General features: G+C 74.1%; 18 protein-coding genes. 5 read left to right on the top strand and 13 right to left on the bottom strand.

The features are described from left to right. Nucleotides 1-17 precede the first annotated feature (17 nt). Nucleotides 18-2,084, bottom strand: a complete 2,067-nt coding sequence (locus EIZ62_RS02150) for a discoidin domain-containing protein (protein ID WP_156691008.1) — start codon at nucleotides 2,082-2,084, stop codon at nucleotides 18-20. Between the two features lie 128 nt (nucleotides 2,085-2,212). Here EIZ62_RS02150 and EIZ62_RS02145 point away from each other — a divergent pair, with 128 nt between their 5' ends. Next, a complete protein-coding gene (locus EIZ62_RS02145; protein ID WP_156691007.1) occupies nucleotides 2,213-2,599 on the top strand; it encodes a VOC family protein in 387 nt (128 codons plus the stop codon). 77 nt (nucleotides 2,600-2,676) lie between these two features. Here EIZ62_RS02145 and EIZ62_RS02140 read toward each other — a convergent pair whose 3' ends face one another. The 8 genes from EIZ62_RS02140 to EIZ62_RS02105 all read right to left on the bottom strand — a co-directional run bounded on the left by EIZ62_RS02140 (nucleotide 2,677) and on the right by EIZ62_RS02105 (nucleotide 14,385). Then, nucleotides 2,677-3,525, bottom strand: a complete 849-nt coding sequence (locus EIZ62_RS02140) for a C40 family peptidase (protein WP_156691006.1) — start codon at nucleotides 3,523-3,525, stop codon at nucleotides 2,677-2,679. 137 nt (nucleotides 3,526-3,662) lie between these two features. Continuing rightward, nucleotides 3,663-7,637: a WD40 repeat domain-containing protein gene (locus EIZ62_RS02135; protein WP_280117724.1), complete on the bottom strand. Its 3,975-nt coding sequence runs from the start codon at nucleotides 7,635-7,637 to the stop codon at nucleotides 3,663-3,665. A gap of 170 nt (nucleotides 7,638-7,807) precedes the next feature. Continuing rightward, entirely contained in the window at nucleotides 7,808-8,179 is a 372-nt protein-coding gene (locus EIZ62_RS02130) for a peptidase inhibitor family I36 protein (protein ID WP_156691005.1), read from the bottom strand. A gap of 160 nt (nucleotides 8,180-8,339) precedes the next feature. Next, nucleotides 8,340-10,703, bottom strand: a complete 2,364-nt coding sequence (locus tag EIZ62_RS02125; RefSeq protein WP_156691004.1) for an NACHT domain-containing protein — start codon at nucleotides 10,701-10,703, stop codon at nucleotides 8,340-8,342. A gap of 111 nt (nucleotides 10,704-10,814) precedes the next feature. Further along, nucleotides 10,815-11,018 (bottom strand): hypothetical protein, encoded by a 204-nt coding sequence (locus EIZ62_RS02120; protein ID WP_156691003.1) that lies wholly within the window; start codon nucleotides 11,016-11,018, stop codon nucleotides 10,815-10,817. 93 nt (nucleotides 11,019-11,111) lie between these two features. Continuing rightward, nucleotides 11,112-11,777 carry an ATP-dependent endonuclease gene (locus EIZ62_RS02115; RefSeq protein WP_156691002.1) on the bottom strand — a complete coding sequence of 222 codons (666 nt, stop codon included), beginning with the start codon at nucleotides 11,775-11,777 and terminating at the stop codon, nucleotides 11,112-11,114. Nucleotides 11,778-11,855: 78 nt separating this feature from the next. After that, nucleotides 11,856-12,650, bottom strand: a complete 795-nt coding sequence (locus tag EIZ62_RS02110) for a VOC family protein (protein ID WP_156691001.1) — start codon at nucleotides 12,648-12,650, stop codon at nucleotides 11,856-11,858. 109 nt (nucleotides 12,651-12,759) lie between these two features. Further along, entirely contained in the window at nucleotides 12,760-14,385 is a 1,626-nt protein-coding gene (locus EIZ62_RS02105; protein WP_156691000.1) for an FAD-binding oxidoreductase, read from the bottom strand. 100 nt (nucleotides 14,386-14,485) lie between these two features. On the opposite strand from EIZ62_RS02105, the gene EIZ62_RS02100 reads away from it, so the two are divergent. Next, complete coding sequence (locus EIZ62_RS02100) at nucleotides 14,486-15,034, top strand: DUF2165 domain-containing protein (protein ID WP_156690999.1); 549 nt, start codon at nucleotides 14,486-14,488, stop codon at nucleotides 15,032-15,034. Here the strand turns inward: EIZ62_RS02100 and EIZ62_RS02095 are convergent. Both EIZ62_RS02095 and EIZ62_RS02090 read right to left on the bottom strand, forming a co-directional pair. Next, nucleotides 15,017-16,555: a sensor histidine kinase gene (locus EIZ62_RS02095; protein WP_156690998.1), complete on the bottom strand. Its 1,539-nt coding sequence runs from the start codon at nucleotides 16,553-16,555 to the stop codon at nucleotides 15,017-15,019. The two genes, EIZ62_RS02100 and EIZ62_RS02095, sit on opposite strands and share 18 nt — an antisense overlap. Nucleotides 16,556-16,570: 15 nt before the next feature. Continuing rightward, nucleotides 16,571-17,299 (bottom strand): response regulator transcription factor, encoded by a 729-nt coding sequence (locus tag EIZ62_RS02090; protein WP_167536463.1) that lies wholly within the window; start codon nucleotides 17,297-17,299, stop codon nucleotides 16,571-16,573. Between the two features lie 352 nt (nucleotides 17,300-17,651). Between EIZ62_RS02090 and EIZ62_RS02085 the strand changes: the two genes are divergently transcribed. Both EIZ62_RS02085 and EIZ62_RS02080 read left to right on the top strand, forming a co-directional pair. Beyond that, a complete protein-coding gene (locus tag EIZ62_RS02085) occupies nucleotides 17,652-18,245 on the top strand; it encodes a carbonic anhydrase (protein ID WP_156690996.1) in 594 nt (197 codons plus the stop codon). Nucleotides 18,246-18,345: 100 nt separating this feature from the next. After that, the gene (locus EIZ62_RS02080) at nucleotides 18,346-20,052 is read left to right on the top strand and encodes a SulP family inorganic anion transporter (protein WP_156690995.1); all 1,707 of its coding nucleotides are present in this window, start codon (nucleotides 18,346-18,348) and stop codon (nucleotides 20,050-20,052) included. Between the two features lie 103 nt (nucleotides 20,053-20,155). Here EIZ62_RS02080 and EIZ62_RS02075 read toward each other — a convergent pair whose 3' ends face one another. Then, nucleotides 20,156-20,752, bottom strand: coding sequence for a Type-2Aa cytolytic delta-endotoxin (locus tag EIZ62_RS02075; protein WP_156690994.1), 597 nt, complete (start codon nucleotides 20,750-20,752; stop codon nucleotides 20,156-20,158). Between the two features lie 202 nt (nucleotides 20,753-20,954). On the opposite strand from EIZ62_RS02075, the gene EIZ62_RS02070 reads away from it, so the two are divergent. Further along, nucleotides 20,955-21,698, top strand: coding sequence for a PIG-L deacetylase family protein (locus EIZ62_RS02070; RefSeq protein WP_156690993.1), 744 nt, complete (start codon nucleotides 20,955-20,957; stop codon nucleotides 21,696-21,698). On the opposite strand, the gene EIZ62_RS02065 is transcribed toward EIZ62_RS02070, so the two are convergent. Continuing rightward, a complete protein-coding gene (locus tag EIZ62_RS02065) occupies nucleotides 21,688-23,178 on the bottom strand; it encodes a pyridoxal phosphate-dependent aminotransferase (RefSeq protein WP_156690992.1) in 1,491 nt (496 codons plus the stop codon). The two genes, EIZ62_RS02070 and EIZ62_RS02065, sit on opposite strands and share 11 nt — an antisense overlap. Nucleotides 23,179-23,268 lie beyond the last annotated feature (90 nt).

Genomic DNA, 23,268 nt, shown 5'->3' with positions numbered 1-23,268 from the left:
CGCACGGCCGGGCGGCGTCAGCCGCCGTACACGCCGACCTCCCGCAGCGAGTAGCCCCATCCGGTCCCGCGTTCGAGTCCCGTCACGCGCACGAAGCGCGCCGGTACGGCCGGGAAGCGTGCCGTGTCGAGGCCGCCGTCACCGGCGGTCGTGGACCACACGGTCCGCCAGTCCTCGCCGTCGGCGGACACCTCGATCCGGTACGCCCTGCCGTACGCGCGCTCCCAGTCGAGCGTGACCCGCCCGACCGTGCGCGGGGCGCCCAGGTCGATCCGCAGCCACTGCTGGTCGCTCCAGTGGCTGGCCCACCGGGTGCGGAGGTCGCCGTCCACGGCGCGCCCGGGCGCGTAGCTGGTGAACGGGTTCCACTCCGACGAACTGGCCGAGGTGGCGGCGCCGGCGGCCAGGCTGGCGGCCGGGCGATGGCGCTCGGAGGAGCCCCAGGTGGTCAGGTAGGACTCGGCGCCGCGGAAGAGGTCGCCGATGACGTCCTGTCCGCCGGTGACCCGGATGTCCTCCAGCCAGTCCGGCACCAGGCCGTAGTGCGCGGCGCCGTCGGTGTTGACGTCCCAGGTGCGCTCGCCGGTGACCGGCCGGTCGACGACCGAACCGCCGTCGGCGCTGCGGAAGGGGTAGCGCACCGGATTCGGGGTGTCCGCGCCCCGGGGGCCGGGCCAGCCGCCCACGCCGTTCATGTCGGTGCCGTAGCCGTACCCGACGCCGTACTTGTCGCGCAGGGCGGCCGTACGCCGGGCCTCGGCGGTGAACCCCTCGGCGCCGTGCATGTACTGGGCGATGAAGCCGCCGAGGCGGTAGACCCGCTCGGTCCAGTCGGCGTCCATCCAGCTGTGCGAGGAGAGGACGCCGGGGTACGACTCGGACTCCAGGACGTCCAGGACGCGACCGGTGGCCTTGACGCTCATGTGGTCGACCTCGATCATCATCCCGCGCCGCATCATCCCGCGCAGGGCGTACTCGCCGAGATCGGTCAGGCCACGGGTGTTGCAGCGGGCGTCGGTGGCGTACGACGGCACGGAGACGCCCGGCGGGAGCTGCTTCTCCGCCCCGGCCGCCGGCGCGGCGCCGATGGGGTTGTCGGCCTGCGGGCCGGTGCACTTCTCCGTCTTCCAGAAGGTGCCCGTCGACAGGAACTGGCCGACGTTGATGGCCGTTCCGAGCGAGCCGGAGTCGAACCTGACGCCGCACAGGGCGTTGTCGAACTTGTGGCACAGGAACATGCTGCGCACGCCCAGCGCGTGCAGTTCGTCCAGGCCCCGGTCGATGTCGCCCCGGTCGCACTGGGCCACGTCGAGGATCTGCTTGCAGCCGAAGGGTTCGGAGGTCTCCACACCGAGGACGACCGCCATCTTGCCCTGCTCGATCACCTGCCGGGCCTGCGCGGAGTCCGTGACGACCCGGAACCAGCCCTTGCCGGGTCCGCCGTACATCCGGTCGACGTACGCCTGCATCTCGTACGTCTTGCGCGCCTGGAGGCGGATGGAGGTCATCTCGTCGCAGCCGCGGTCCTTGAAGAAGTAGACCGAGCAGATCACCCCGTTGGTGACGAGGTCGTTGACGAGGACGCGCTGGCCGCCGCGCCAGGCCCGTTCGATCCAGGCGTAGTAGTTCTGCTGGTGGGTCAGCGAGTCGTGGGCGGGCCAGTCCTTGAAGGTGGGCCAGCCGTCGGGGTCGTGCCGTCCGTCGCCGCCCTTGGTGATGAAGTCGAAGACGGCGAGCGAGCCGTCCGGGTAGTGCTCGGGGCAGTCCTTGAGCGCGTCGGCGACACCGAGTTCGGAGAACGGCTTGCCGCAGATGAGGCGGCCGCCGAAGGCCTCGTTGGACATGATGTGGTCGTGGGCGTCGACGAACCCCCGGACCCGCCCCTGGGCGTCGGTGCCCTTGAAGGGCTCCCCGGTGACACCGATCCGGGAGTCGGGCGCGGGGCGCTGGACCGGATCCCACCAGCCCGGCGCGTCCTCCCCGCCCGGACCCGCCTGGGCCTGCGCCGGGGTCAGCAGGGTGAGCAGCAGGCAGAGGACCGCCAGTACCTTGAGCCTGCCGTGCGAGCGTAGCGACAAGGTCATCACCCGAGTTCCAGCCGGAGGAGCCGTGCTTGTCATGTACCTACAAATCGTGCGGAGAGGATCGCGGCTGCCGTCGAAGCAGTCAAGAGGGCCGCCCCGCGGAACGGCCGGCGGCGTAGGCTCCCCGTATGGTGCACGTACTGAGCAGCAGGGTCCTGCTGCGCCCCCGCGACCCGCAGGCCTCCCGCGACTTCTACGGCGAGACCCTGGGGCTGGACGTCTACCGGGAGTTCGGTACCGGACCCGAACGGGGCACGGTCTACTTCCTGGGCGGCGGATTCCTGGAGGTGTCCGGGCGGTCGGACGAGCCGCCGACGGAGACCGTCCGGCTGTGGTTGCAGGTCGCCGACTGCGCCGCCGCCCACGAGGAACTGTCCGCACGAGGGGTGCGCGTACTGCGGCCACCGGTGCGGGAGCCGTGGGGCCTGATCGAGATGTGGATCGCCGACCCGGACGGCCACCGCATCGTGCTCACCGAGGTGCCCGCCGACCACCCCCTGCGCTACCGGCCCTGACACGCCGTCCGCACCAGTGGCCGACCCCCGTGGCGGTCACTGGTGCGGACAGCGGTCGGCGGACGAACCGCGACCCGTCAGAAGGTGCAGGTGGGGACCCCGTTCAGCCACGCGGGCCCCTGGATGTAGATGTTGGTCATCCAGGCCTTGTAGTCCGGCAGGTAGGACCAGGCGTCATTGGTGTAGCCGTCGGAGGTGACCTCCTCCGCGTGCTTCTGGCACTGGACCCGGATCGTCGTCGGCCCCGGGAAGGCGTACACCCGTGCCGCCCTCGTCGACGGCTCCGCCTTGGTCCACACACCGGAGCCCCACGTCCGGAAGACGTGACCGGTCACCGGGCCGGTGTCGACCCGCACGGCGCCGTAGTAGTCACCGCTCAGACGGACGTCGCTGACCATCAGCTTGGTGCCGGACTGGCGCGCCTCCACCATCTTGCCCTCACCCAGGTAGATGGCGATGTGGTGCAGGTCCCAGGACTTGCCCCAGACCAGCAGGTCACCGGGGACCAGCGGAGCCAGACCCTGCGCGGCGGTGAAACGCTCGGCGGCGTGGTGCGTGTAGTACTGGCCGCTGGCCGGGCTGTTAAGGATGTCCGACCCGGTCGCCTCGGCGTAGGCGTGCCGGACCAGCCCCGAGCAGTCGAAGCCGAGCCGCTCCGGGTCGTGTTCACTGGCCGGATCGGTCGGGTCGACCTGCCCGTAGGTGGGGCCCGGCTTCGGGCCGTGGCCGCCGCCCCACGTGTACCAGACGCCCGCCGCCACCTGCTTGCAGGCGGCGGCCACGGCGCGCTCGGCCGCCGCGGAGGCACCCGGCGCCCGTACGGCACACCGGTCGTCGGGGGCGAGGGCCGACGCGGGCGCCGGTGCCCCGAGGAGGAAGACGAACACGGCGACGAGTGCGCCGATGAGACGGGAACGGCGAAGCATGCTGGACCCTCGTTCTTGTCGGAAGTGCCTGCGGACAGCAGCCTGCTGGCGTTGCCGTCCCCACGTCGAGACCTCCGCGTCGCCCCATCCGGACGGGCAACGGGAAACCTTCGGGAAACCACCGGTGACCTGGGGCGTCAGCGGTCGGCGCACGTCATGCTCAGGGAGACACCGAGGCTGCGCCCGAGCTCCTCGCGCTCCTGGGGGCCGACGCGCTGCCGCATCCGGCAGATCTCGGCCAGCCGGGCCCCCACGTCCAGGTCCCACAGCCGTACCGTCCCGTCGTTGCTGCTGCTGGCCACCGTCCGCCCGTCACGGGAGAACGCGATGCCCCACACCGCGTTCGTATGACCCGTCAGCACCGCCCACAGCCGCCGCCCGGGCACGTCCCACACCCGCACCGTACGGTCGTTGCCGCTGCTGGCCAGCGTCCGGCCGTCGGGCGAGAAGGCGATGCCCCGCGCGGATCCCGTGTGGCCGGTCAGCGACCCCACGGAACGCCGCAGCCGGACGTCCCACAGCCGTACGGTCCCGTCATTGCCGCTGCTCGCGAGCGTCCGCCCGTCCGGCGCGAACGCCACCCCCCGGACCGCGCCCGTGTGCCCGGTGAGCTTGGCCTGCGGGCGGCGCCCCGCCACGTCCCACAGCCGCACCGTCAGATCGTCACCCGCACTCGCCAGGGTCCGCCCGTCGGGGCTGAACGCGACGTCGTTGGCGAAGTCGGTGTGCCCGGTCAGCGCGGCCACCGGGCGGCGCGAGGCGACGTCCCACAGCCGGACCGCACGGTCGGAGCCCGCCGACGCCAGCGTCCGCCCGTCCGGCGCGAAGGCGACCGAGAACACGTCCCCGTGGGTACCCCTGAGCGTGGCCAGCGGCCGGCGCGCGGCCACGTCCCACAGCCGTACCGTCCCGTCGGAACCGGCCGACGCCAGCGTCCGCCCGTCCGGCGCGAACGCCACCGCGAACACCGTCTCCCGGTGACCCGTGAACGTCGCCACGACCCTGCGCCCCGCCACGTCCCACAACCGCACCGTGTGATCGGCGTCGGCGGTCGCCAGCAGCCTGCCGTCCGGGCTGTACGCGGCCTGCCAGATCTCCGTGAACGGACGCGACGTCAGCACCGAACCCCGCAGGTCCCACAGCACCACCGACTGGTCGAACCCGGCCGTGGCGAGCACCGAGCCGCCCGGCTCCACGGCCACGCCCTGCACGTAGTCCGTGTGTCCGGTCAGCGTCGCGACCTGCCGGCCGCCCCGCACGTCCCACAACCGCGTCGTACCGTCACCGCCCGCACTGACCACCGTCGTCCCGTCCGGCGTGTAGGCCACCGCGTTGATGTCGTCGTCGTGCCCCGTCAGCGTCCGCACGGAGCGCGGCGGCCGGGTGTCCCACACGCGCACCGTGCGATCCACACCGCCCGTGGCGACCGTCCGCCCGTCGGGGCCGAACGCGGCCCCCAGCACCTCGTCGGTGTGACCGCGCAGCACCACCGGCGGACGACCCGACGCAGGGTCCCACAGCCGCACGGTCCGGTCGGAGCCCGCCGACAACAGCGTCCGCCCGTCCGGGGAGAACGCCACGGCGTTGACCCGCCCCTCGTGGCCGGCCAGGGACAGCAGCGACCGGGGCCGGGCACCGTCCAGCCCGAACAGCCCCACCGTGCCGCCCGGCGTCGCGACGGCCAGCACCCGCCCGGCCGGGGCGAACGCCAGCGCCCGGGCGCCCGCCGTCACCGCCGGCAGCACCGCCACCGGCTCCGCCCGCCCGCCCGCCGTGTCCCACAGCCGCACCGGACCGTCCGTGGACGTCGCCGCGAGCAGCCGCCCGTCCGGGCTGAAGGCGACCGCGCGCACCCGCCCCGGCACCGTGAACGTCATCGTCGTCCGCCGGTCGGCCACCCGCCAGAGCCGGACCGTGCCGTCCGAACTCGCCGACGCCAGCAGCGCACCGCCCGGGGCGAACGCCACCGCGTTGACCGGCCCGCCGTGCCCGCCGAGCCGGGCGGAGAACGGCTGCGACTGGGTGCTCAGCAGCGCACCGCGCGCCTCGGTCGTCGGCTCCGCGCGGTAGGCCTCCTCGGCCAGCAGCATGGACGCCTCGGGCTGGCCGGCGGCCAGCGACGTGGACCGCACGGCCAGCGCCTGCGAGCGGGCGACCCGCTCCTGGTCCAGCGCGCCCGCCCGCTGCTGGTACGCCACACCCCCGGCGGTCAGGGCGAGGAGCAGCAGCACGACGAGCGTGGCCAGCATCCGCTGCCGCAACCGCACCTGCCGCCTGGCCTGTTCGGCCCGGCGCGCCTCCTCCGCCCGGCTCGCCCGGAGGAAGGCCTCCTCCCGGGGGCTGAGCCGGCTCGCGCCGTCCAGCTCGTCGGCCCAGGAGCGCACGGTGTCCAGGCGGGTCCCGCGATAGAGGGCGGACGGGTCGCGACCCTCACGCTCCCAGTCCTCGGCGGCATGGGCCAGTTGCTGGTGGACCAGCAACCCGGCCCGGTCGGCGTGGATCCAGCCGTGCAGCCTGGGCCAGGCGTGCAGCAGCGCCTCGTGCGTGATCTCGACGGTCTCGCTGTCCATGGTGATCAGACGGGCCCGTACGAAGGCGTCCAGGGCGTCCGATGCGCCGTCCGCGTCCGCCAGCTGCTCCAGCAGGGCGGTCCGGCTCATCCGGCGCCGGGTCGCCCCGGTGCCGTCCGCGACGTGCACCAGACGCACCAGGAGGCGGCGGATGGTCCGCTGCTCGGCCGGGTAGAGCCGGGCGAACACGTCCTCGGCGGTCCGGGCGATCGCCCCCTGGATACCGCCGGTGTCCTCGTACCCGGCGACGGTGAGCGTGCCGCCCTCGCGCCGCTGCCAGGTGGCCATCAGCGCGTGGGACACCAGGGGCAGTGCTCCCGAAGGGGCCCGCCCGGGCCGGCCGTCCGGGCCTCCGGCGGCCGCCTCGTCCCGCAGGCCCACGTCCCGCAACAGCAGCTGGACCAGGCCCGGTTCGAGCGTGACGCCCGCGAGCCGCGCCGGGCGGGTGATGGACTCCCGGAACTCCGCCACCGACATCGGCGGGAGGACGAACAGCCCGTCCGTGAAGAGCGACGCCGGCTCGGGCAGGTCCAGGCACCTGCCCGTGAAGTCGGCCCGGACACCGATCACCACGACGGCGGCGTCGTACCCGGTCGCCTCCGGACGGGAGGTGGCGACGGAGGTGAGCACCCGCACGAACGCGCGGCGCTCGTCCTCGTCCGGACAGAGCGTGAACAGCTCCTCGAACTGGTCGACGATCAGCACCGGACGGACGGGCGGCGGCCGCCGGTCCCCGGCCGGCGTCGCGACGCCCCGCGACGGCCGGTCGTCCGGCGCCCGGCCGTCCGGCTGATCGCCCCCCGCGACCAGGCCGCGGGGCACCCGGCCCTCCGACAGCCGGCGCACGGCTTCCAGCAGCCGCTCCGGCCGCTCCCGCACCTGCCCCGTGCTGATGCCGAGGTCACTGCCCAGCGCTTTCGCCGTGCAGTCGAGCAGCTCCTGCAACGGCTGCGCCGTGGGCGTGCACACCACCACCGGCCAGCCCTCGGCGCCCGGCATCGGGAAGCCGCCCGGGCGCCGCAGGGCCGGTACGAGACCGGCGTTGAGCAACGACGACTTGCCCCCGCCCGAAGGGGCGACCAGCAACAGCGGCCCGCTGCCGACGCGTTCGAAGACCCGCTCGACCAGCGCGGCCGTCGCCCGCTCCCGGCCGAAGAACCAGCCGGCGTCCTGCGGGGTGAACGACGACAGGCCCCGGTAGGGACAGGTGACACCCGTGTCCGTGTCCGCGTCCCTGTCGCCGTCCGTGTCGTCGGCGGGGCGGGGGCGCGGCACCGGTCCCTCACGCACCAGGCGCAGCAGTTCGCCCTCCGCGCGCAGGACCTCGTCACAGCGGCGGGCGACATCGAGGGTGACCCGCTTCGCGCCGGTCTCGATCTTGCTCAGATAGCCCTTGCTGTAGTGCGTCTGCCGCGCCATGTCGGCCAGCGACAGCCCGCGTTGCAGCCGCAGCCGCCGCAGCCGCGCGGCGAAGGAGGCCGCGGCGTCGTCGGTCGGGTCGTGCGGCCGGTCGGTCGTCCGCCCGCGGTCCGGATCCCCCAAAGCATCCCCCGTGGCAAGGTGCGCCCAGATTGTGAGATGACAGGCGTCCAGGCTACAGCGGGGGTCCGACAGCGGGCCAAGCCGTTCGTCCGGCGTGGCGGGAACACGACTTCCGGGACCGCCGTCACGGCGGTCCCGGAAGCTGTCCACGATGCCGGGAGGCTACGGGGTCAGGGCTGGAGGGTGATGGAGTTGATGGGCGTCATGTCCTTGTCGATGTACCAGCCGGCGGGCAGGTAGCCCTGGCAGCCGGTGCCGTTGTACCCGGTGCAGGTACGCACGGTGGCGCCACCGGTCTGGTTGTTGTAGAGGCGGTACGTCCCGACCATGTTGCTGAGGTTGTGGGCCCCGTACGTGTACCACTTGTGGCTCGGGCGGTCGCCGTTCCAGCCGGCCCCGGGGTACGCGCAGACGTACCCGGACGGGCACCCGTGGCTGGCGGCCGCCTCCGCCGCCTGGGCCTGGGTCGCGGTGACGGCGGTCATCGTCCCGACGGCGAGGGCGAGTGCCGCGGCGGTCCTCATCATCTTCACCTTGCGCATGTTTCCCCCTGGTGGGTGGTGCGTCGTGCTGACGACTTCAGACTGTCCGCCCCGCCCGCCCGGGTCGACGGGTTTCCTGTTGCCCGTCCGGCCCCGCCCCGGGAAACGGCCGCTGACCAGCGCCGTCGCCGTGACCGAGTCAACGGCCCCGGGCGTACGTTCACCGGTGGAACGGCACCGCGGACCGCTCGGCGGCGGTCCGCTGCCGCGGCGGCGTGCCGTGCCGGGCCATGCGCTGCTGGAGCCGGGCGTGCCGGAACTGGTACACCGGGCCGGTCTGCCGCAGGACGCCCAGGCGGTGGGCGTCGGCCAGGAAGGCCTGGAGCCGCCACGGGAGCCGGCCCCGGGCCGCCGGCACCAGGCGCGCGACGGTGTAGTGCGGCCACGAGGAGGCGGCCAGCGCCAGCACCAGCCCGGTCGGCCCCATGCCCAGGAGCAGGACCACCACGGTCACCAGCACGTCGGCCGCCCCCCGGCCCCCGGCCGGGGAACCCGCCCGCAGCACCGCCACGATGGCGAGGGGGAGCGTGACGACGAGCGCTCCGAGTCCGGCGCCGACCAGGGTGACGAGCCGGTCGGCGCGCACGGCGGAGGCCGGGGTGATGGGGTCGTCCGTGCTCGTCGTGGAACGCACCCAGTGGAGCACGGCCTGCACCGCCCCGAGAACGGCGCCCATGGTCAGCCCGGACGACCACGGGAGCTCCGCCGCCGGCTGCCCGGGCGCGCCGGGCGCACCAGGGGCTCCGGACGACGCCCCCCGCTCCAGCACCACCAGGGCGTACAGCCGCAGGGCGGCACCGGTGAGGACGGTGGTGCCGGCGAACACCGCCACCGCCCGGGGCAACCGCTGCCGCCAGTGCCGGGTGGTGAGCGCGCCACGGCTCGGCAGCCGGGGCGGCACGGGAAGACCCGCCGTACGGAAGACCAGCAGGAAGGCGAACCCCACCACGGCGACGCAACCGACCACGTACCAGTGGGGTTCCTGGTCCACCCGGCCGAGTGCCACATCGGGAACCGCGAAGGCCGCGCCGCCGCACGCCGCCGTCAGCACGATGCCGGGCGCCCCGTGCGCTCCCGCGGCGTCCCGGCGGCCCGCCCACCACGCCGCGACCCCGCAGACGCACGGCAGGGCGACGGCCACACCGAGCGCGTATCCGAACGCCGCGTCACGATCCCGCGCGGGCAGCCCCGGTACGCCGCCGCTCACCGCGTACCCCAGCAGCGTGAGGCCGAGCAGCACGCACGTCCACAGGGCGGCGCGCGCCCAGGTGCGGGACAGGGGCGGGACCCACCCGTGGAGCCGCCACCACGCCAGGTCGTACACCCGCCCGCGTTCCATGGCGGCGGCGAGGTACGCGAGGTGGCGGTGGGCGCTCTCCGGGCTCCACGGCCGGTCCGCGCCCGGGTCCTGGCGCCGGGCGCGGGCGTACACGGCGGGGACGAGGGCGTCCAGCAGGTGGTCCTCGACCGCCTGCCGCGTCCTGCACCCCCGGAGTTCCGCGGGGTCGGCGGCCGCGTCGGCGTACACCGTCCGGGCGAGGGCCACCATCAGAGGGCTGGTCAGGGCCTCGGCGAGCGGGCCACGGGGGTCGCGGGCCACCGCGTCGGCCACCCCGTCCCAGGACGACGGCCGGGCCGCCCGCAGCAGTTCGACGGCCTCCACCGCGTCCACCGGGGCCGGTTCGACCACGGCCGCCCCGGCCAGGGGGCCGGCGGCCGGCACCGCGGCGACGTAGGCCTCGGTGCGGCAGGTGACGACCAGGGGGGCGAAGGTGTCGTACGTGTCGTTCAGCGCCTCCAGGGCCTTCGTGCGGGCGGCCGGCGGAAGCTCGTCCAGGCCGTCGATGACGGGCAGCACCCGGTGCCCCGTCAGCAGGTCCTCGATCGCGCTGGGTCCGTAGGCGTCCGCGTCGGTCAGGGCCGGGTACTCCGCGGCGATCCGGCGGCGCAGCCAGTCGCGGACACCCCCGCGCGGGTCGAAGGAGGCCGCGGACAGCAGGACCGGCACCGGCTCGCCGGGCTCCCGGTTCTCCAGCAGCGACAGCGCGAGCACCACCGCGAAGGTGGACTTGCCGGAACCCGCGCCGCCCAGCACCACCAGCCGGCGGCGGTCCAGCCGGCGGAACACCGCCGCCGGCTCGTCCAGCCGGTCCGCCCGGCAGACGACCGTCCCGCCGATCGACCGCGGCACGGCGCCGAGCCCGGCCGGCCGGGCGTCCGACCAGAGCACCGGGAGCGGCGCCACGTCGAACAACTGCCGCAGCCGTGCCTCGTCGCGCCACTGGCGCGTGACCATGAGCGCCAGCGCCTCCTGTGCCTCGGTGAGCTGTTCCGTACGGGAACGCCCCCGGCGGGAGCCGCGGCGCCACGCCCAGACGGACAGGACGCCGAAGAGGGTGACGACCGTCGACAGGACCGAACTGCCGGTCGCGATGACCGCACTGCCCAGCCCGCCCCAGACCAGCGTCTGCACGAGGGCCACCACCCCGCACAGCGCCCACACCACCGCCCAGCGACTCCGCACGTCCGCCCCTCCGTGTCGTGCCGGCACACGAAACTCCGGCACACGAAGCTCCGGCACACGAAGATCAACGAGGGGCGGTCCGGCGGGAAACGGCGCACCGGGTGCCGGGGTTCAGCACGCGAGGGCGGGGAAGGCCGCGGCGGGGAACGGGGCGTCCACGCCTCCGCGGCGGTCCTGGAGGCGGGTGAGCCCGGTGTCCCGCTCCTCTCCGCCAGGGTGCGCGGAGGGCGAGCGGTCCGGTGACCGGGGTAAGCCGGTCAGCCCTCCGTCCGCCTCACGGTCCGTCCAGTGGTCCGTCCAGGATTCCTCGATCATCCGGCTGCCTCCCCGTGCCGCGCCACCTGTTGAGCACCGTAGGGGGAGGCCCGGCGGCGGCACATCCTCCGCGGTGCGTATCCCGGGGCCCGGTCAGGCCGCGGCGTGTGCGAGCAGCCGGGTCAGCGGTGCGGGGACGCGTCCCGGGTCCAGCCGCTCGACGAGCAGCCGGGCGTACTGCGACTTCCGCCCGCTGTGGGTGCCCATGAAGCGGTGCAGCTGCCGCTCGACGCCGCGCTCCCGCTGCGCGGGCTGGTTCTGGAAGGTGCGGAACGCGCGCCACTCGCCCGCGGCGACGATGACCTCCCGGACCGCGTCGGCGCCCATCGCCCGTATCAGCTCGTCCTCCAGGTCGGCGTCGCACACGTGGAAGCCGCGCAGCTCCATCCCGGCACGGCCGAGGCCGCTGCCCAACCCCGCCCGCTCCAGCCCCCGCTGGAACCAGTGCTCCTCCGCGGCGTCGCACATCCCCGCGAGGCCCAGGCCGAGCCCCCGCGGCCCGAGCACCTCCAGGAAGCGGCCGATGCTCGTCACGCCGCCGAGCGGCACGACCGGGAACCCCTCCGCGTCGAGGTCCCGCCCCAGGCGCGCGGCCAGGGCCTCCAGCGCGACCCGGTCGCTGGGGCCCTCGACGAGCACCACCTTCTTCGGCCGGGTCCTCACGGCCAGTTCGCGGGCCGCGGCCGCCGCCTCCGGGGCGTCGTCCCCGCCCGCGGCCCAGGCGACCGCCGCCGCCCGGAAACGCTCCACGTCGTCCATCCGCGCAGTGTCGCAAATCCGTGCGGAAACACCGACCGATTTATCGCCCGCCCCGTCGCGCGCGTGCTGGTCGGCGCCTCAGCCCTCGACGGGGGTGAGGACCACGAAGTCCGCACCGGCCGGGTCGGCACAGACCGCGAGACGGCCCACGTCCGGGGCGTCGTCGGGACCCATCTGGACGGTGCCGCCCTTCTCCCGGACCTTGGCGACCGTCGCGTCGCAGTCGGCGGAGCCGAAGACGGGGTGCCAGTAGGCCCGGCCGCCGGTGGCCGTGAGCGCCTCCGCCGGCAGCTGCATCAGCCCGCCGTGCATGCGCTCCTGGGGTAGCCCGGGCGGGGTGATGAGCGAGTACGTACCCCCGTCGCCCGGCAGGGGCATGTCCTGGGTCTCCCAGCCGAACAGGTTGCCGTAGAAGGCCTTGGCGGCGGCCGCGTCCGGCGTGTACAGCTCGATCCAGCCGAGACTGCCCACGCCGTCCACCACCTCCACGCCCTTGTGCGACCCGGGCTGCCAGACGGCGAACTGCCCGCCCTGGGGGTCGGTGTACTGCGCCATCCGGCCCTCGCCGCCCGCGTCCATCGGCGAAACCCGCACGGCGCCGCCCTCCCGCCGCACCGCCTCGGTGGTGGCGTCGGCGTCGGACGTGTGGAAGTAGATCATCCAGGCCGAGCGGGCGCCCTCCTCGGTGAGCTTCCCGAGACCCGCGACCGTCTTGCCGTCCAGCTTGAACGCGCCGTACTCGCCCTCGTCGGAGTCCATCGGCTCGAACGCCCAGCCGAACACCGAGCCGTAGAAGTCGACGGCCGCCGGGACGTCGGGCGAGCCGAGGTCGAGCCAGCAGGGGGAGCCGGGAACGAAGTCAGTGGTGATCACGACGGTGCCTCGATTCGCGCGAACGGTGTCATGCCGGGCGTACGGCAGTAGCGTGACACCGCCCACCGACATCCGCCCCCGGGGGACGGACGAACCGGTGAACCGGGGCTCAGAAGGCGTGGCCGTGACGGAACAGACGCCCCGGGTCGTAGGCCGCCTTCACCTTCGCCAGACGGCCGGCGTTCGCGCCGAAGTACGCCCGGCGCCAGTCCCGCAACGCCGGGTCCGTGTAGTTCTGGTACGCCTGGCCGCTCGCCCACGGCCGCATCACGTCGTACGTGCCGTCCAGCCACGCCCGGTGCCGGGCGACCGTCGCCGCGGGCGCCCGGTCGGGCCAGGACACGATGTACTGCGCCAGGAACAGCGCGTCCCGGTGCACGAACGCCGTGTCGGCCGCCCGTACCCGGTTCACCGCGCCGCCCATCGCGTCCAGGGCGATGCTCCCCGCACCGCCGCCGCTGAGCTTCGCGAGCCGTTCCACCCGGGAGATCAGAGCCTTGACGCCGTCGGCCGGAATGGGCCTCGTGTAGAAGTCGGAGCGCGCGGTGTACGACTCGCGCGCCACCTTGCCCTGCGGCGTACGGCCGGGCAGGGACCCCTTCTGGTGCGCCTGCGCGATCGTCCAGCCCGACACCCCGCCCATCACCTTCATGGCGTCCATGAAGGGACGGGTGCGGATCGACTCCGAGCGGGGGGCCGCGCCGACGGCGGACGCCAGCCGGTCGAGCCGGTTCTCCAGGTCGCGCCGGCCCGTCAGGGCAAGTCCTCCGACCCGCACCGAACCGGGCCGCCCGCCGACCGGGGCCGCCAGGTGGAGGTTCGCCCAGATGCCGTCCGGCGCGGTGGGCGCCCAGCGCTGCCACTCCCGGACCACCGCGGCCGCACGCGACCAGGGCCAGCTGAGGAAGAACGTGGTGCACTCGGGCGCCGCGTGCGTACGGAACCGCAGGTCGGTCACCACCCCGAACTGCGCGTTGCCACCGCCCCGCAGCGCCCAGAACAGGTCGGGGTCCCGCTTGGCGTCGACGTCCCGTACCCGGCCGTCGGCCGTCACGATCCTGGCCCCCGTCAGGCTGTCGCTGGTCAGCCCGTACGCCCGGCTGACGACGCCGATGCCGCCGCCGAGCGCCAGCCCGGCGACCCCCACGGTGGGGCACGACCCGGCCGGCACGGTCCGGCCCCGCGCGGTCAACCGGTCGTAGACGTCGATGAGTTTCGCCCCCGCCCCGACCGTCGCGGTGCCGCCCGTCAGCGACACGGACGCCATCCGCTGCACGTCGACGATCAGCCCCGGCCCGGACGACCAGCCCGCGTAGCTGTGGCCGCCGCTGCGCACCGCGACCGGTACGCCGTGCCGGCGGGCGAACTCCAGGCAGCCCCGTACGTCCTCGGGCCGGGCGCAGTAGGCGACCCCGGCCGGGCGCACGGCGTCGAACCGGGGGTTGAACAGGGTGCGGGCCACGTCGTAGTCACGGTCGCCGGGGCGGACCAGCGACCCGTCCAGCCCCTTGGCCAGCGCCGCCCAGTCCGCCGCCCGGGGCGGCTTCGGCGCCCTGGCCGCCGGCCCGCCCACGGCACCCGCCGTTCCCGCTCCGGACGCCCGGCTCGTCGCGAAGCCCGTGAGCACCGCCCCGGAGACGGCGGCGGCGGCGCCGGCGCCAAGGAGGCGACGACGGCTCGTACCGCCGCCGGATTCCGCTCGTGTGCCGCTCGCCGGTACCGCCCGCTGCTCCATCGTCCGTTCCCCACTGCCGTGTTGACCTGTCGCACCGGGGATGATGAGAAAATACGCCGAGAGGTTGCCCCGCAACCCACGGCCGACGAGGGGGATTCGCATGGCAGGCAACACCCAGGAAACCCGGGCACCGCGGGACGGGCTCCAGCGGCTGGGCACCGTGTCCGCCGCCGCGGCGGCCCTGACCGCCACCGTCGCCCTGTCCATGGTCCTCGTGGCCTTCGGCAACATCACCGACTTCGGGACCAATCAGCAGTTCGTCCAGCACGTCCTGGCCATGGACACCACGTTCAAGGACCCCGACCTGATGTGGCGGGCGGTCACCTCACCGGCGCTCCAGAACGCGGCGTACCTCGCCATCATCGTCTGGGAGGTGCTCACCGCGGCCGTCCTGGTGCTCGCCACCTGGCTGTGGGTGGCGGGCCTGCGGGGCGGAAGCCACGGGCGGGCCCGCCGGGCGAGCAGCACCGGGCTGGTGATGGTCCTGCTGCTGTTCGGGGCCGGCTTCTTCGGGATCGGGGGAGAGTGGTTCGCCATGTGGCAGTCCGCCGACTGGAACGGCCTTGACTCGGCGTTGCGTTACGTCGTCCTGGCGGCGGTCGCCCTGATCGTCGTCCACCTGCCCGACGGCTCACGGGCGGCGGACTGACGGGGCCGGCCTGCGAGGCGTGTGGACGGTCCTTCGGGCCGGCCACGGGAGCAGCGACTCGGCCCGGGACTCGGCCCGCGCCGAGGGGTGCCCCGGCCCGCCGCGCGACGGGATCGAGGGCAGCCGTACGACGGCGTCGATACCGCCCCGCGCGGCTTCCTCCAGCACCACGTGACCGCCGCTCGCCACCGCCAGGCGCTGCACCAGCGGCAGGCCCAGACCGCTGCCGCCCTCGGTGGAACCGGGGGCGCGCCAGAACCGGTCGAAGGCCCGCTCGCGGTGCTCGGGGGGCATCCCGGGGCCTTCGTCGACGACGTGCAACTCGGCCCAGGGAGCACGGTGGTCGCGGGGCGAGCGGCGTGCCGGGCGGGGGAGCCGGCGGTCCAGGAGCACCACGGAACCGGACGGCGACACCCGCAGGGCGTTGGACAGCAGGTTGTCCAGGATCTGCTCCACGGCCCCCGGCACGGCGAGGGCCTGCCCGGCGTGCTCGACACCGAGCGCCAGCCGGCAGCCCCGCTCCTCGAACACGGGTGCCCAGGTCTGCACACGGTCCAGGGCCACGCGGTCGAGGTCGACCGGCACGCGCATGACCGCCTTCTCGTCCAGCCGCGCCATCGCCAGCAGCCCCTCGACCATGCGGGCCAGCCGTTCCGTCTCGGTCATCGCCGCGGCCAGGCCGCCCCTCGCGTGGTCGGCCACGTCCGGTTCGAGGTTGTCCAGGCGCAGCCGGAGCGCCGCCAGCGGCGTCTTCAGCTGGTGGGACGCCTCACCCGCGAAGGCGCGTTGGGAGGCGAGCAGGTGCTCCAGGCGCGCGGCGGTCTCGTTGAAGGTGACCGCCAGCCTCCGGACCTCGGGCGGGCCGGTCGACGTGGCGAGGGTCGCCCGCACCGACAGGTCCCCCTCGGCGAGGCGGGCCGTCGCCCGCTCCAGCTCCAGGACGGGCCGGCTCGTCCAGCGGGCCAGCCAGAACGCCACGCCCGCGACGGCTACCAGCGCGACCAGCCCCACGACGGCCAGCGTCAGCCACACGCCGTGGATCCGCCGGTGCACCATGTCGGCGGGCAGGACCACGCGGACCGCCCCGAAGCGGTCCGGGCCCAGCGGCACCGGAGCGGCGGCGGCCGGCACCCGTACCCCGCCGCCCGCCGTCCCCTCGCGCAGGTCGACCGCGGCACGCCCGCGCAACGCCGACCGCACCTCCCGGCGCCCGGCCATCTCCCGGGCCTCCGTGGGCGTCAGGGGCCGGGACGAGGCCATGAGGCGGCCTTCCGGGCCGAAGACGAAGACGTCCCCGCCGACGCGTTCCGCGCAGTGCGCCACCCGGGAGCGCAGGGCGGCCGTGCGCCGGCCCTCGAGCGAGACGGCCGCGAAGGCCGCGAGGGACTCCGCCTCGTCACCGGCGGCCCGGGTGGCGTGCTGTTGCTCGGCACGGCTGTAGAAGATGCCCAACGGCACCTCCAGGCACAACAGGACGAGCAGCGCCACCGTGAGGTGGCTCAGGAGCAGACGTCGGGTCACGGTGGCCGTCCGGCGTCAGCCGTGGGACGCCGGGACGACGAGGCGGAACCCGACCCCTCGTACCGTGTGGATCCAGCAGGGGTCGCCCAGTTTGCGCCGCAGCGCCGCCACATGGACGTCGAGGGTCTTGGTGGGGCCGTGGAAGTGCGGGTCCCACACCTCGTCGAGGATCTGCTGGCGCGAGTACACCGCACCCGGGTCGTCGGCCAGCAGCGCCAGCAGGTCGAACTCCTTGGGCGTCAGCGCCACCTGCGCGTCGCCGACCCACGCCTGGCGGGTGCGCCGGTCCACCACCAGCGCGCCCAGGCGCCGCGGGCCGTCCGGGCGGTCGGTGCCGCTCGCGTGGCCGGTACCGCTCGCGTGGCCGGGGTGTCCGGCAGGGGCCGTACGGCCCGAGGCGGCGTGGGTGCGGCGGGTCACGGCGCGGATGCGGGCGATCAACTCCCGCATGCTGAAGGGCTTCGCCAGGTAGTCGTCGGCACCCATCTCCAGGCCGACCACCCGGTCCGCCTCCTCACCGCGTGCGGTGAGCATGATGACCGGTACGTCGGAGACCTGCCGGATCCCGCGGCACACGTCGATCCCGTCCATGTCCGGCAGCCCCAGGTCCAGGAGCACGATGTCCCCGAGCGGCCCGGCGAGCGCGGCGCCCCCCGTCGCCACCCGCTCCACCGCCAGCCCGTACCGGGAGAGCCCTTCCGCCAGCGGTTCGGCAATCGTGTCGTCGTCCTCGACGAGCAGCACACGCACGAGTCGCCCCCTCCTTCCGGTTCACCCCGGAACACCGCGCCGCACGGCACCGGATGTCGTACCAACTGCCGGTTCCGGAGCGTGTGTTCGGATTTCGCACCGTACAACAGGACTGGCCTCCGCATACGCCGTCCGGGCCGTTCGAGCGATTGATCACACCGCACCGCCCGCCCGGGGCTCGCGCGGCGAAAACCTGGGCCTCCGTTGGACTCCTCTTAACCGAACGCTGTCCCACGCCTGGAAACCGCCTTCCTAGGGTCGTCGGCACCGTCGTCCGCACGTCCGGAGCCACCGTGACGCAGCCCATGTGCTGGAGCGTGACGACCCACGCCCAGGAGGTCGGACCATGCAGGCCCTTCTCGACCACGCCCGTTCCTTCCACCGGCAGGTCGCCGACGCGGGGGACACCTACCGGCGCCTCGCCGCCGGGCAGTCGCCGCAGGCACTCGTCATCAGCTGCTCGGACTCCCGGGTCGTACCGTCGCTCATCACCGGGGCGCGCCCGGGTGAGATCTTCGAACTGCGCAACGCCGGCAACATCGTTCCGCCGCGCTGGGCGGCCGACGTGTCGGGCGAGGTGGCGACCATCGAGTACGCCCTCGAGGTGCTCGGCATCCGTGACATCGTCATCTGCGGCCACTCCCACTGCGGCGCGATGAGCGCCCTCGCCGAGGGCAGTGACCTCTCGCTCCTCCCCGGTGTCGACGCCTGGCTCTCGCTCGTCCGCCCCGCCCTGGTGTCCCGGGTCGCCCAGCACCCCGGCTCCCTCGAACGGCTGGTCCAGCTGAACGTCGTCCACCAGTTGGCGACGCTGGGCACGTACCCCGTCGTACGGCGGCTCCTGGACGACGACGAGCTGCGCCTCCACGGCTGGTACTACCGCGTCGACACCGGCGTGCTCCACGAACTGGACGAGGACGGGTCGTTCACGTCCCACTGAACCGCCGCGCCCCGCCCGCCGCCGGCCCCGCCGCCCGGCACGATTCCCCCCCCACACGGAGTACCTCCACCGGGAGTACCCCCCGCAAGGAGCCCCCCGCATGCCGTCCCCGTCCCCGTCTCCGTCTCCGTTCCCGACCCCGTCCCCGCCGCGCCGGCGCGCCCGCCACGCCGCCCGCCCCGACACTCCCACTGCCCCCTCCGTACCTCCCGCACCGCAGGCGGCACCGGCCGCGGGCCGGAGCCTGCGGGCCGAACTGCGCGGTGCCCACCTCGGTACGGAGATCACCGCCTCGTTCGTGGTCTTCCTGGTCGCCCTGCCGCTCTGCATCGGCATCGCCGTCGCCTCCGGCGCACCGGCCGAACTGGGCATCGTCTCCGGCATCGTGGGCGGCCTCGTGGTGGGCCTGATGCGCGGCAGCACGCTCCAGGTGAGCGGCCCCGCCGCGGGCCTCGCCGCCCTGGTCGCGCAGGCGGTGACGGAGCACGGCCTGGCGATGCTCGGGATCATCGTCCTGGTCACCGGCCTGCTGCAGATCGCCCTCGCGCTCATCCGGCTGGGGCGCATGTTCCAGGCCATCTCGGTCGCCGTGGTCCAGGGCATGCTCGCGGGCATCGGCCTGCCCCTGATGATCGGTCAGGCCTACGTGGTGGCCGACGCGAAGGCACCGGGCACACCGGTGGAGAACCTGCTGGGCCTGCCGGGGCTGGTCGCCGCCACGTTCGGCGACTCCGACGCCCTCGTCGCGGCCGCGCTCGGCACCGTGACCGTGGTCCTCGGCTTCGTCTGGAAGAAGGTGCCGCACCCGGCCGGCCGGGCACCGGCGGCGCTCGTCGCGGTCGTCCTGGGCATGGGGGTCGCCGCACTGCCCGGTGTCGACATCAACACCCTTCAGGTCGGCGACCTGCTGGGCTCGGTCCACCTGCCCGGTTCCGCGGAACTCGCGGGGCTCGCCGACCCGGCGGTCCTCACCACCATCGTCACGTTCACCGTGATCGCGTCGGCCGAGAGCCTGTTCACCGCCGCCGCGGTGGACCGCATGCACACCGGGCCGCGCACCCGCTACAACACCGAGTTGTTCTCCCAGGGCGTCGGCAACACCGTCTGCGGCGTCCTGGGCGCCCTTCCCGTGACGGCCGTCGTGGCCCGCAGCTCCTCCAACGTCCAGGCGGGCGCCCGCACCAGGCTCTCGCGCACCCTGCACGGCCTGTGGCTGCTCGCGTTCGCCCTCCTCCTGCCGGGCCTGCTCGCCCTCGTCCCCATCACCGTCCTCGCCGGCGTCCTGGTGCACAGCGGGTGGAAGCTGTTCGCCCCGGAACAGTTCCGGCTGTTGTGGCGGCAGGACCGTGGCGAAGCGGTCGTCATGGGGGTCACCACCCTCGCCATCTTCGGTACGGCGCTGCTCGAAGGCGTACTGATCGGCCTGGCGGCGGCCACCCTGCTGGCCGTGCTGCGCATGTCACGGACGACGCTGCGGCAGACGACCGACGGGCACACCGCGACCCTCGCCATCACGGGCAGCGCCACCTTCGTCCGGCTCCCGCAGCTGCTGGAGGCCCTGGAGGCGCTCGGCGCGCTCGTGGAGGCGGGGGCGCCCCGCATCCGTATCGACCTCAGGGCCCTGACCCATCTGGACCACGCCTGCCGGACGCAGATCGACGAGTTCGTCGCCCAGCAGCGCACGTCCGGCACCGTACGCGTCGAGGTGCTGCCGCCGAACACCACCGGCGCGGCACCGGTCGCCGGTTTCGACGCCTATACGCGGGAGGGTGACGGGTTCGCCTGGTTCGCCGACACCAGGAGGTGACCGCGAGGACGCCGGGAAGGGCGTGCCCGGCGGCCGCCCCCGGGAGCGTGCGCCGCGCACGGCGTCCCGGGGGCGGCCGCACGAGCGGTGCCTGGCCGCCGTGTCAGGCGGTGGTGGGCGGCGTCCGCCGCACGGTGATGGCGTTGAGGCGGATCGTGTACTGGGCCGTGTCCTCGAGGGTGAGCGTGCGGACGGCGTCCGGGCCCAGGGCGACCGTCACGTTGGCGCAGAAGGCGACGGCGTGGACGGAGCCTCCGGTCTCCTCGTCCTGGAGGGCGAACAGCAGGTTGTAGTAGTAGCCGGTGCTGTCCGGCTCCTCCCGGTAGAAGGAGAGGTGGGTGCCGCGCTGCTCGTACAGCCCCACGAAGACGTCGGTCAGGGCCCGTTCGGCCTGGTCCCAGAAGGCCGGGTTCGTGAACGGCTGGGGCAGGGCCTGGCGTACGGCCTCCCTGAGGGAGAGGACCATGACGCTGACCGGGGCGGTCTCCTGGAGGCCCCAGCCGCGGATGATCTTCACCGTCGTGCTGTCGGGGATCCCGTTCGCCGCCCGGCTGATCTCGCCGAAGTCGAAGTCCACCGTCGCCGGGGCGATCGCGTGCTGGAACCGTGCCTCGATCCCGGCCGCCTGTTCCGTGAAGGCCGATCCCACCTCGAAGACCGGCCTGAAGGTCGTCTTCTCCGTGGCGATCTGGTCAGCCATGACTGCTCCTCGCATGTCGGAAGTGATCGCGCCCGGTCGGTCAGTATGCCGTCCGCCCGGACCGGCGCCACGCCGGCGGGGTGGTCCGGCCGTTCACCCACGGTCCGCGGGCCTGCCGTACGAGAGCGCCAACGCGCCGGGCGGCGTGGGCCGGTCGTCGCGGGCACGCGCGCGTGGCGCGGCGCGACCGTATCCTGCCGCCATGACCGATCAAGGAAACGACCAGCTCCGGCCGATGCCCGAGGACTGGCGGCGGGCGCTCGCCGTCGTCGCCCACCCCGACGACCTCGAGTACGGGTGCGCCGCCGCCATCGCCTCCTGGACCGACGGCGGCCGGGAAGTGGTCTACACCCTCGCGACCCGTGGCGAGGCGGGCATCGACACCATCGACCCCGCCACCTGCGGCCCCCTGCGCGAGCGGGAGCAGCGGGCGAGCGCCGCGGTCGTCGGTGTGTCGGAGGTGGAGTTCCTCGACCACGAGGACGGGGTGATCGAGTACGGTCCCGCCCTGCGCCGTGACATCGCGGCCGCGATCCGGCGCCACCGCCCCGAACTCGTCATCACGCTCAACCACCGGGACACCTGGGGCGGGGTCTACTGGAACACCCCCGATCACGTCGCCGTCGGCCGCGCGACGCTGGACGCGGCGGGTGACGCCGGAAACCGCTGGATCTTCCCCGAGTTGACCGAGCAGGGCCTCGAACCCTGGGACGGGGTGCGCTGGGTGGCCGTCGCGGGTTCGGCCTCGCCGACGCACGCGGTGGACGCCGGGCCCGGCATGGAGCGCGCCGTGCGGTCGCTGCTGGAGCACCGCGCCTACATCGAGGCGCTGACCGACCAGCACCCCGAGGAGTACTGCCGTACCTTCCTCGCCTCCCACACCGACGCGGCGGCCGCGCGGTTCGGCGGCCGCCCGGCCGTGACCTTCGAGGTCTTCAGCCGCTGACGAGCCGGTCGACGGCCGCGGTGCCGGAGGAGGTGTATCCCCTGGCCATCGCCATGGGCCCCGCGCCCGGTACCGCGGCGGCCCCCGGCGCGGGTGCCACTGCCGGTGTTGCCGGTGTTACTGCCGGAACCGGTGCGAGGGCCTGCGCCGACGCCGGTACGAGTTGCAGCCCCAGCGGCGGCCCCGCCACCGGTGTCCCCGCCCTCACCGGTGTCCCCGTCCTCACCTGTGCCGGAACCGGCATGGGAACCGACGCCGGCATGGGCGCAGACACCGGCATGGGCGCCGGCACGGGCGCGGGCGCCGGCATCGGGGCCAGCATGGGGGCGGGCGCCGGGGCCGGCTGCGCGGGGCCGCCGTACAGGACCTGTTCCAGCGCGGAGATCAGCTGCCGCACCTCCTGCGCCGGACGGACGACCAGCCGCAGGAAGCGGCTGGAGCTGCCCACCTTGTTGCCGCACTCGCGCACCAGCACCGCGTGCTCGGTCAGCAGCCGGTCCCGCAGCGTCACCCCGTCCACGCCCACCGGCAGCCGTACGTACAGGAAGTTGCCCTGCGAGGGGTAGACGGTGAGGCCGGGCAGCGCCGAGAGCAGAGCGGTCATCTCCTGCCGGTCGCGGCGGGAGCGGTGCAGGCTCTCCTCGTACTCGGCGCGGTGCTCCCGGAGCATGAACACCACCGCCTCCGCGAAGGAGTTGAGGTTCCACTTCGGCAGCATCGAGCGGATCCGCCCGGCCAGCGCCGGGTTGGCGACCAGGTACCCGAAGCGCACGCCGTGCAGACCGAAGTTCTTGCCCAGGCTGCGCAGCACCACCACGTGCGGCCGCAGCACCGCCTCCTCGACGATGCTGGTGGCGGCCGCCGCGTCGGAGAACTCGAGGAACGACTCGTCGACCACCACCAGGTCCAGGTCCTGGAGGGAGTCGCACAGGTCGAGGACCTGGTCCTTGGTCAGCAGTCCGCCGTCCGGGTTGTTGGGGTTGCAGATGACCGCCGTGCGGGAGCGCCGGGCCCGGACGAACCGCACGAACGCGTCCGGGTCGAGTCGGAAGCCGTGCGCCTCGGGCAGCAACATCATGTCGACGCGCTTGCCCGTCTCCATGGGCTGGTCGGTCCACCGGCCGAACGTCGGCACGGGCACGGCCAGCGATTCCCGGACGAGCAGGTGGTCGATCCAGGTGATCAGCTCGGTGGAGCCGTTGCCCATGGCGACGGTCTGCGGGTTGAGGCCGAGCGTCTGGCACAGCTCGGCGGTGATGGCGTCCGCGCTGCTCGGGTAGTACGTGAGGATCTCTCTGAGACGTCCGCCGAGCTGCTCGAACATCCCCGGTGTGGGGAAGTACGGGTTGCACGGGATGCAGAAGTCCGTGATCCGGCCGGGTGCCCCGCCCGCGCCCCCGCCGGCCGCCCGCCCGAGCATGGCGATCGAGGGGCTGTGCGCGGTGGACGCCCGGAAAAGCGTGGTGATGTCGCCGGCCATGGAACTGCCCTCCCTGCCCGAGGAAGACCCGCACGGGGGAGTGCGGACCGCCGATGCATACGGATACGGGTGGGGCGATGTTCAACCGGT

This window comes from Streptomyces ficellus, from assembly GCF_009739905.1.
Lineage (GTDB): Bacteria > Actinomycetota > Actinomycetes > Streptomycetales > Streptomycetaceae > Streptomyces > Streptomyces ficellus_A.
Note: the sequence above shows the minus strand (reverse complement) of the source record. Positions and strands in the feature narration are given on the sequence as shown.

Coding starts and splice junctions, on each gene's coding strand:
- EIZ62_RS02150 (WP_156691008.1), bottom strand. CDS start 2,084: ATGACCTTGTCGCTACGCTCGCACGGCAGGCTCAAGGTACTGGCGGTC.
- EIZ62_RS02145 (WP_156691007.1), top strand. CDS start 2,213: ATGGTGCACGTACTGAGCAGCAGGGTCCTGCTGCGCCCCCGCGACCCG.
- EIZ62_RS02140 (WP_156691006.1), bottom strand. CDS start 3,525: ATGCTTCGCCGTTCCCGTCTCATCGGCGCACTCGTCGCCGTGTTCGTC.
- EIZ62_RS02130 (WP_156691005.1), bottom strand. CDS start 8,179: ATGCGCAAGGTGAAGATGATGAGGACCGCCGCGGCACTCGCCCTCGCC.
- EIZ62_RS02120 (WP_156691003.1), bottom strand. CDS start 11,018: ATGATCGAGGAATCCTGGACGGACCACTGGACGGACCGTGAGGCGGAC.
- EIZ62_RS02115 (WP_156691002.1), bottom strand. CDS start 11,777: ATGGACGACGTGGAGCGTTTCCGGGCGGCGGCGGTCGCCTGGGCCGCG.
- EIZ62_RS02105 (WP_156691000.1), bottom strand. CDS start 14,385: ATGGAGCAGCGGGCGGTACCGGCGAGCGGCACACGAGCGGAATCCGGC.
- EIZ62_RS02100 (WP_156690999.1), top strand. CDS start 14,486: ATGGCAGGCAACACCCAGGAAACCCGGGCACCGCGGGACGGGCTCCAG.
- EIZ62_RS02085 (WP_156690996.1), top strand. CDS start 17,652: ATGCAGGCCCTTCTCGACCACGCCCGTTCCTTCCACCGGCAGGTCGCC.
- EIZ62_RS02080 (WP_156690995.1), top strand. CDS start 18,346: ATGCCGTCCCCGTCCCCGTCTCCGTCTCCGTTCCCGACCCCGTCCCCG.
- EIZ62_RS02075 (WP_156690994.1), bottom strand. CDS start 20,752: ATGGCTGACCAGATCGCCACGGAGAAGACGACCTTCAGGCCGGTCTTC.
- EIZ62_RS02070 (WP_156690993.1), top strand. CDS start 20,955: ATGACCGATCAAGGAAACGACCAGCTCCGGCCGATGCCCGAGGACTGG.
- EIZ62_RS02065 (WP_156690992.1), bottom strand. CDS start 23,178: ATGGCCGGCGACATCACCACGCTTTTCCGGGCGTCCACCGCGCACAGC.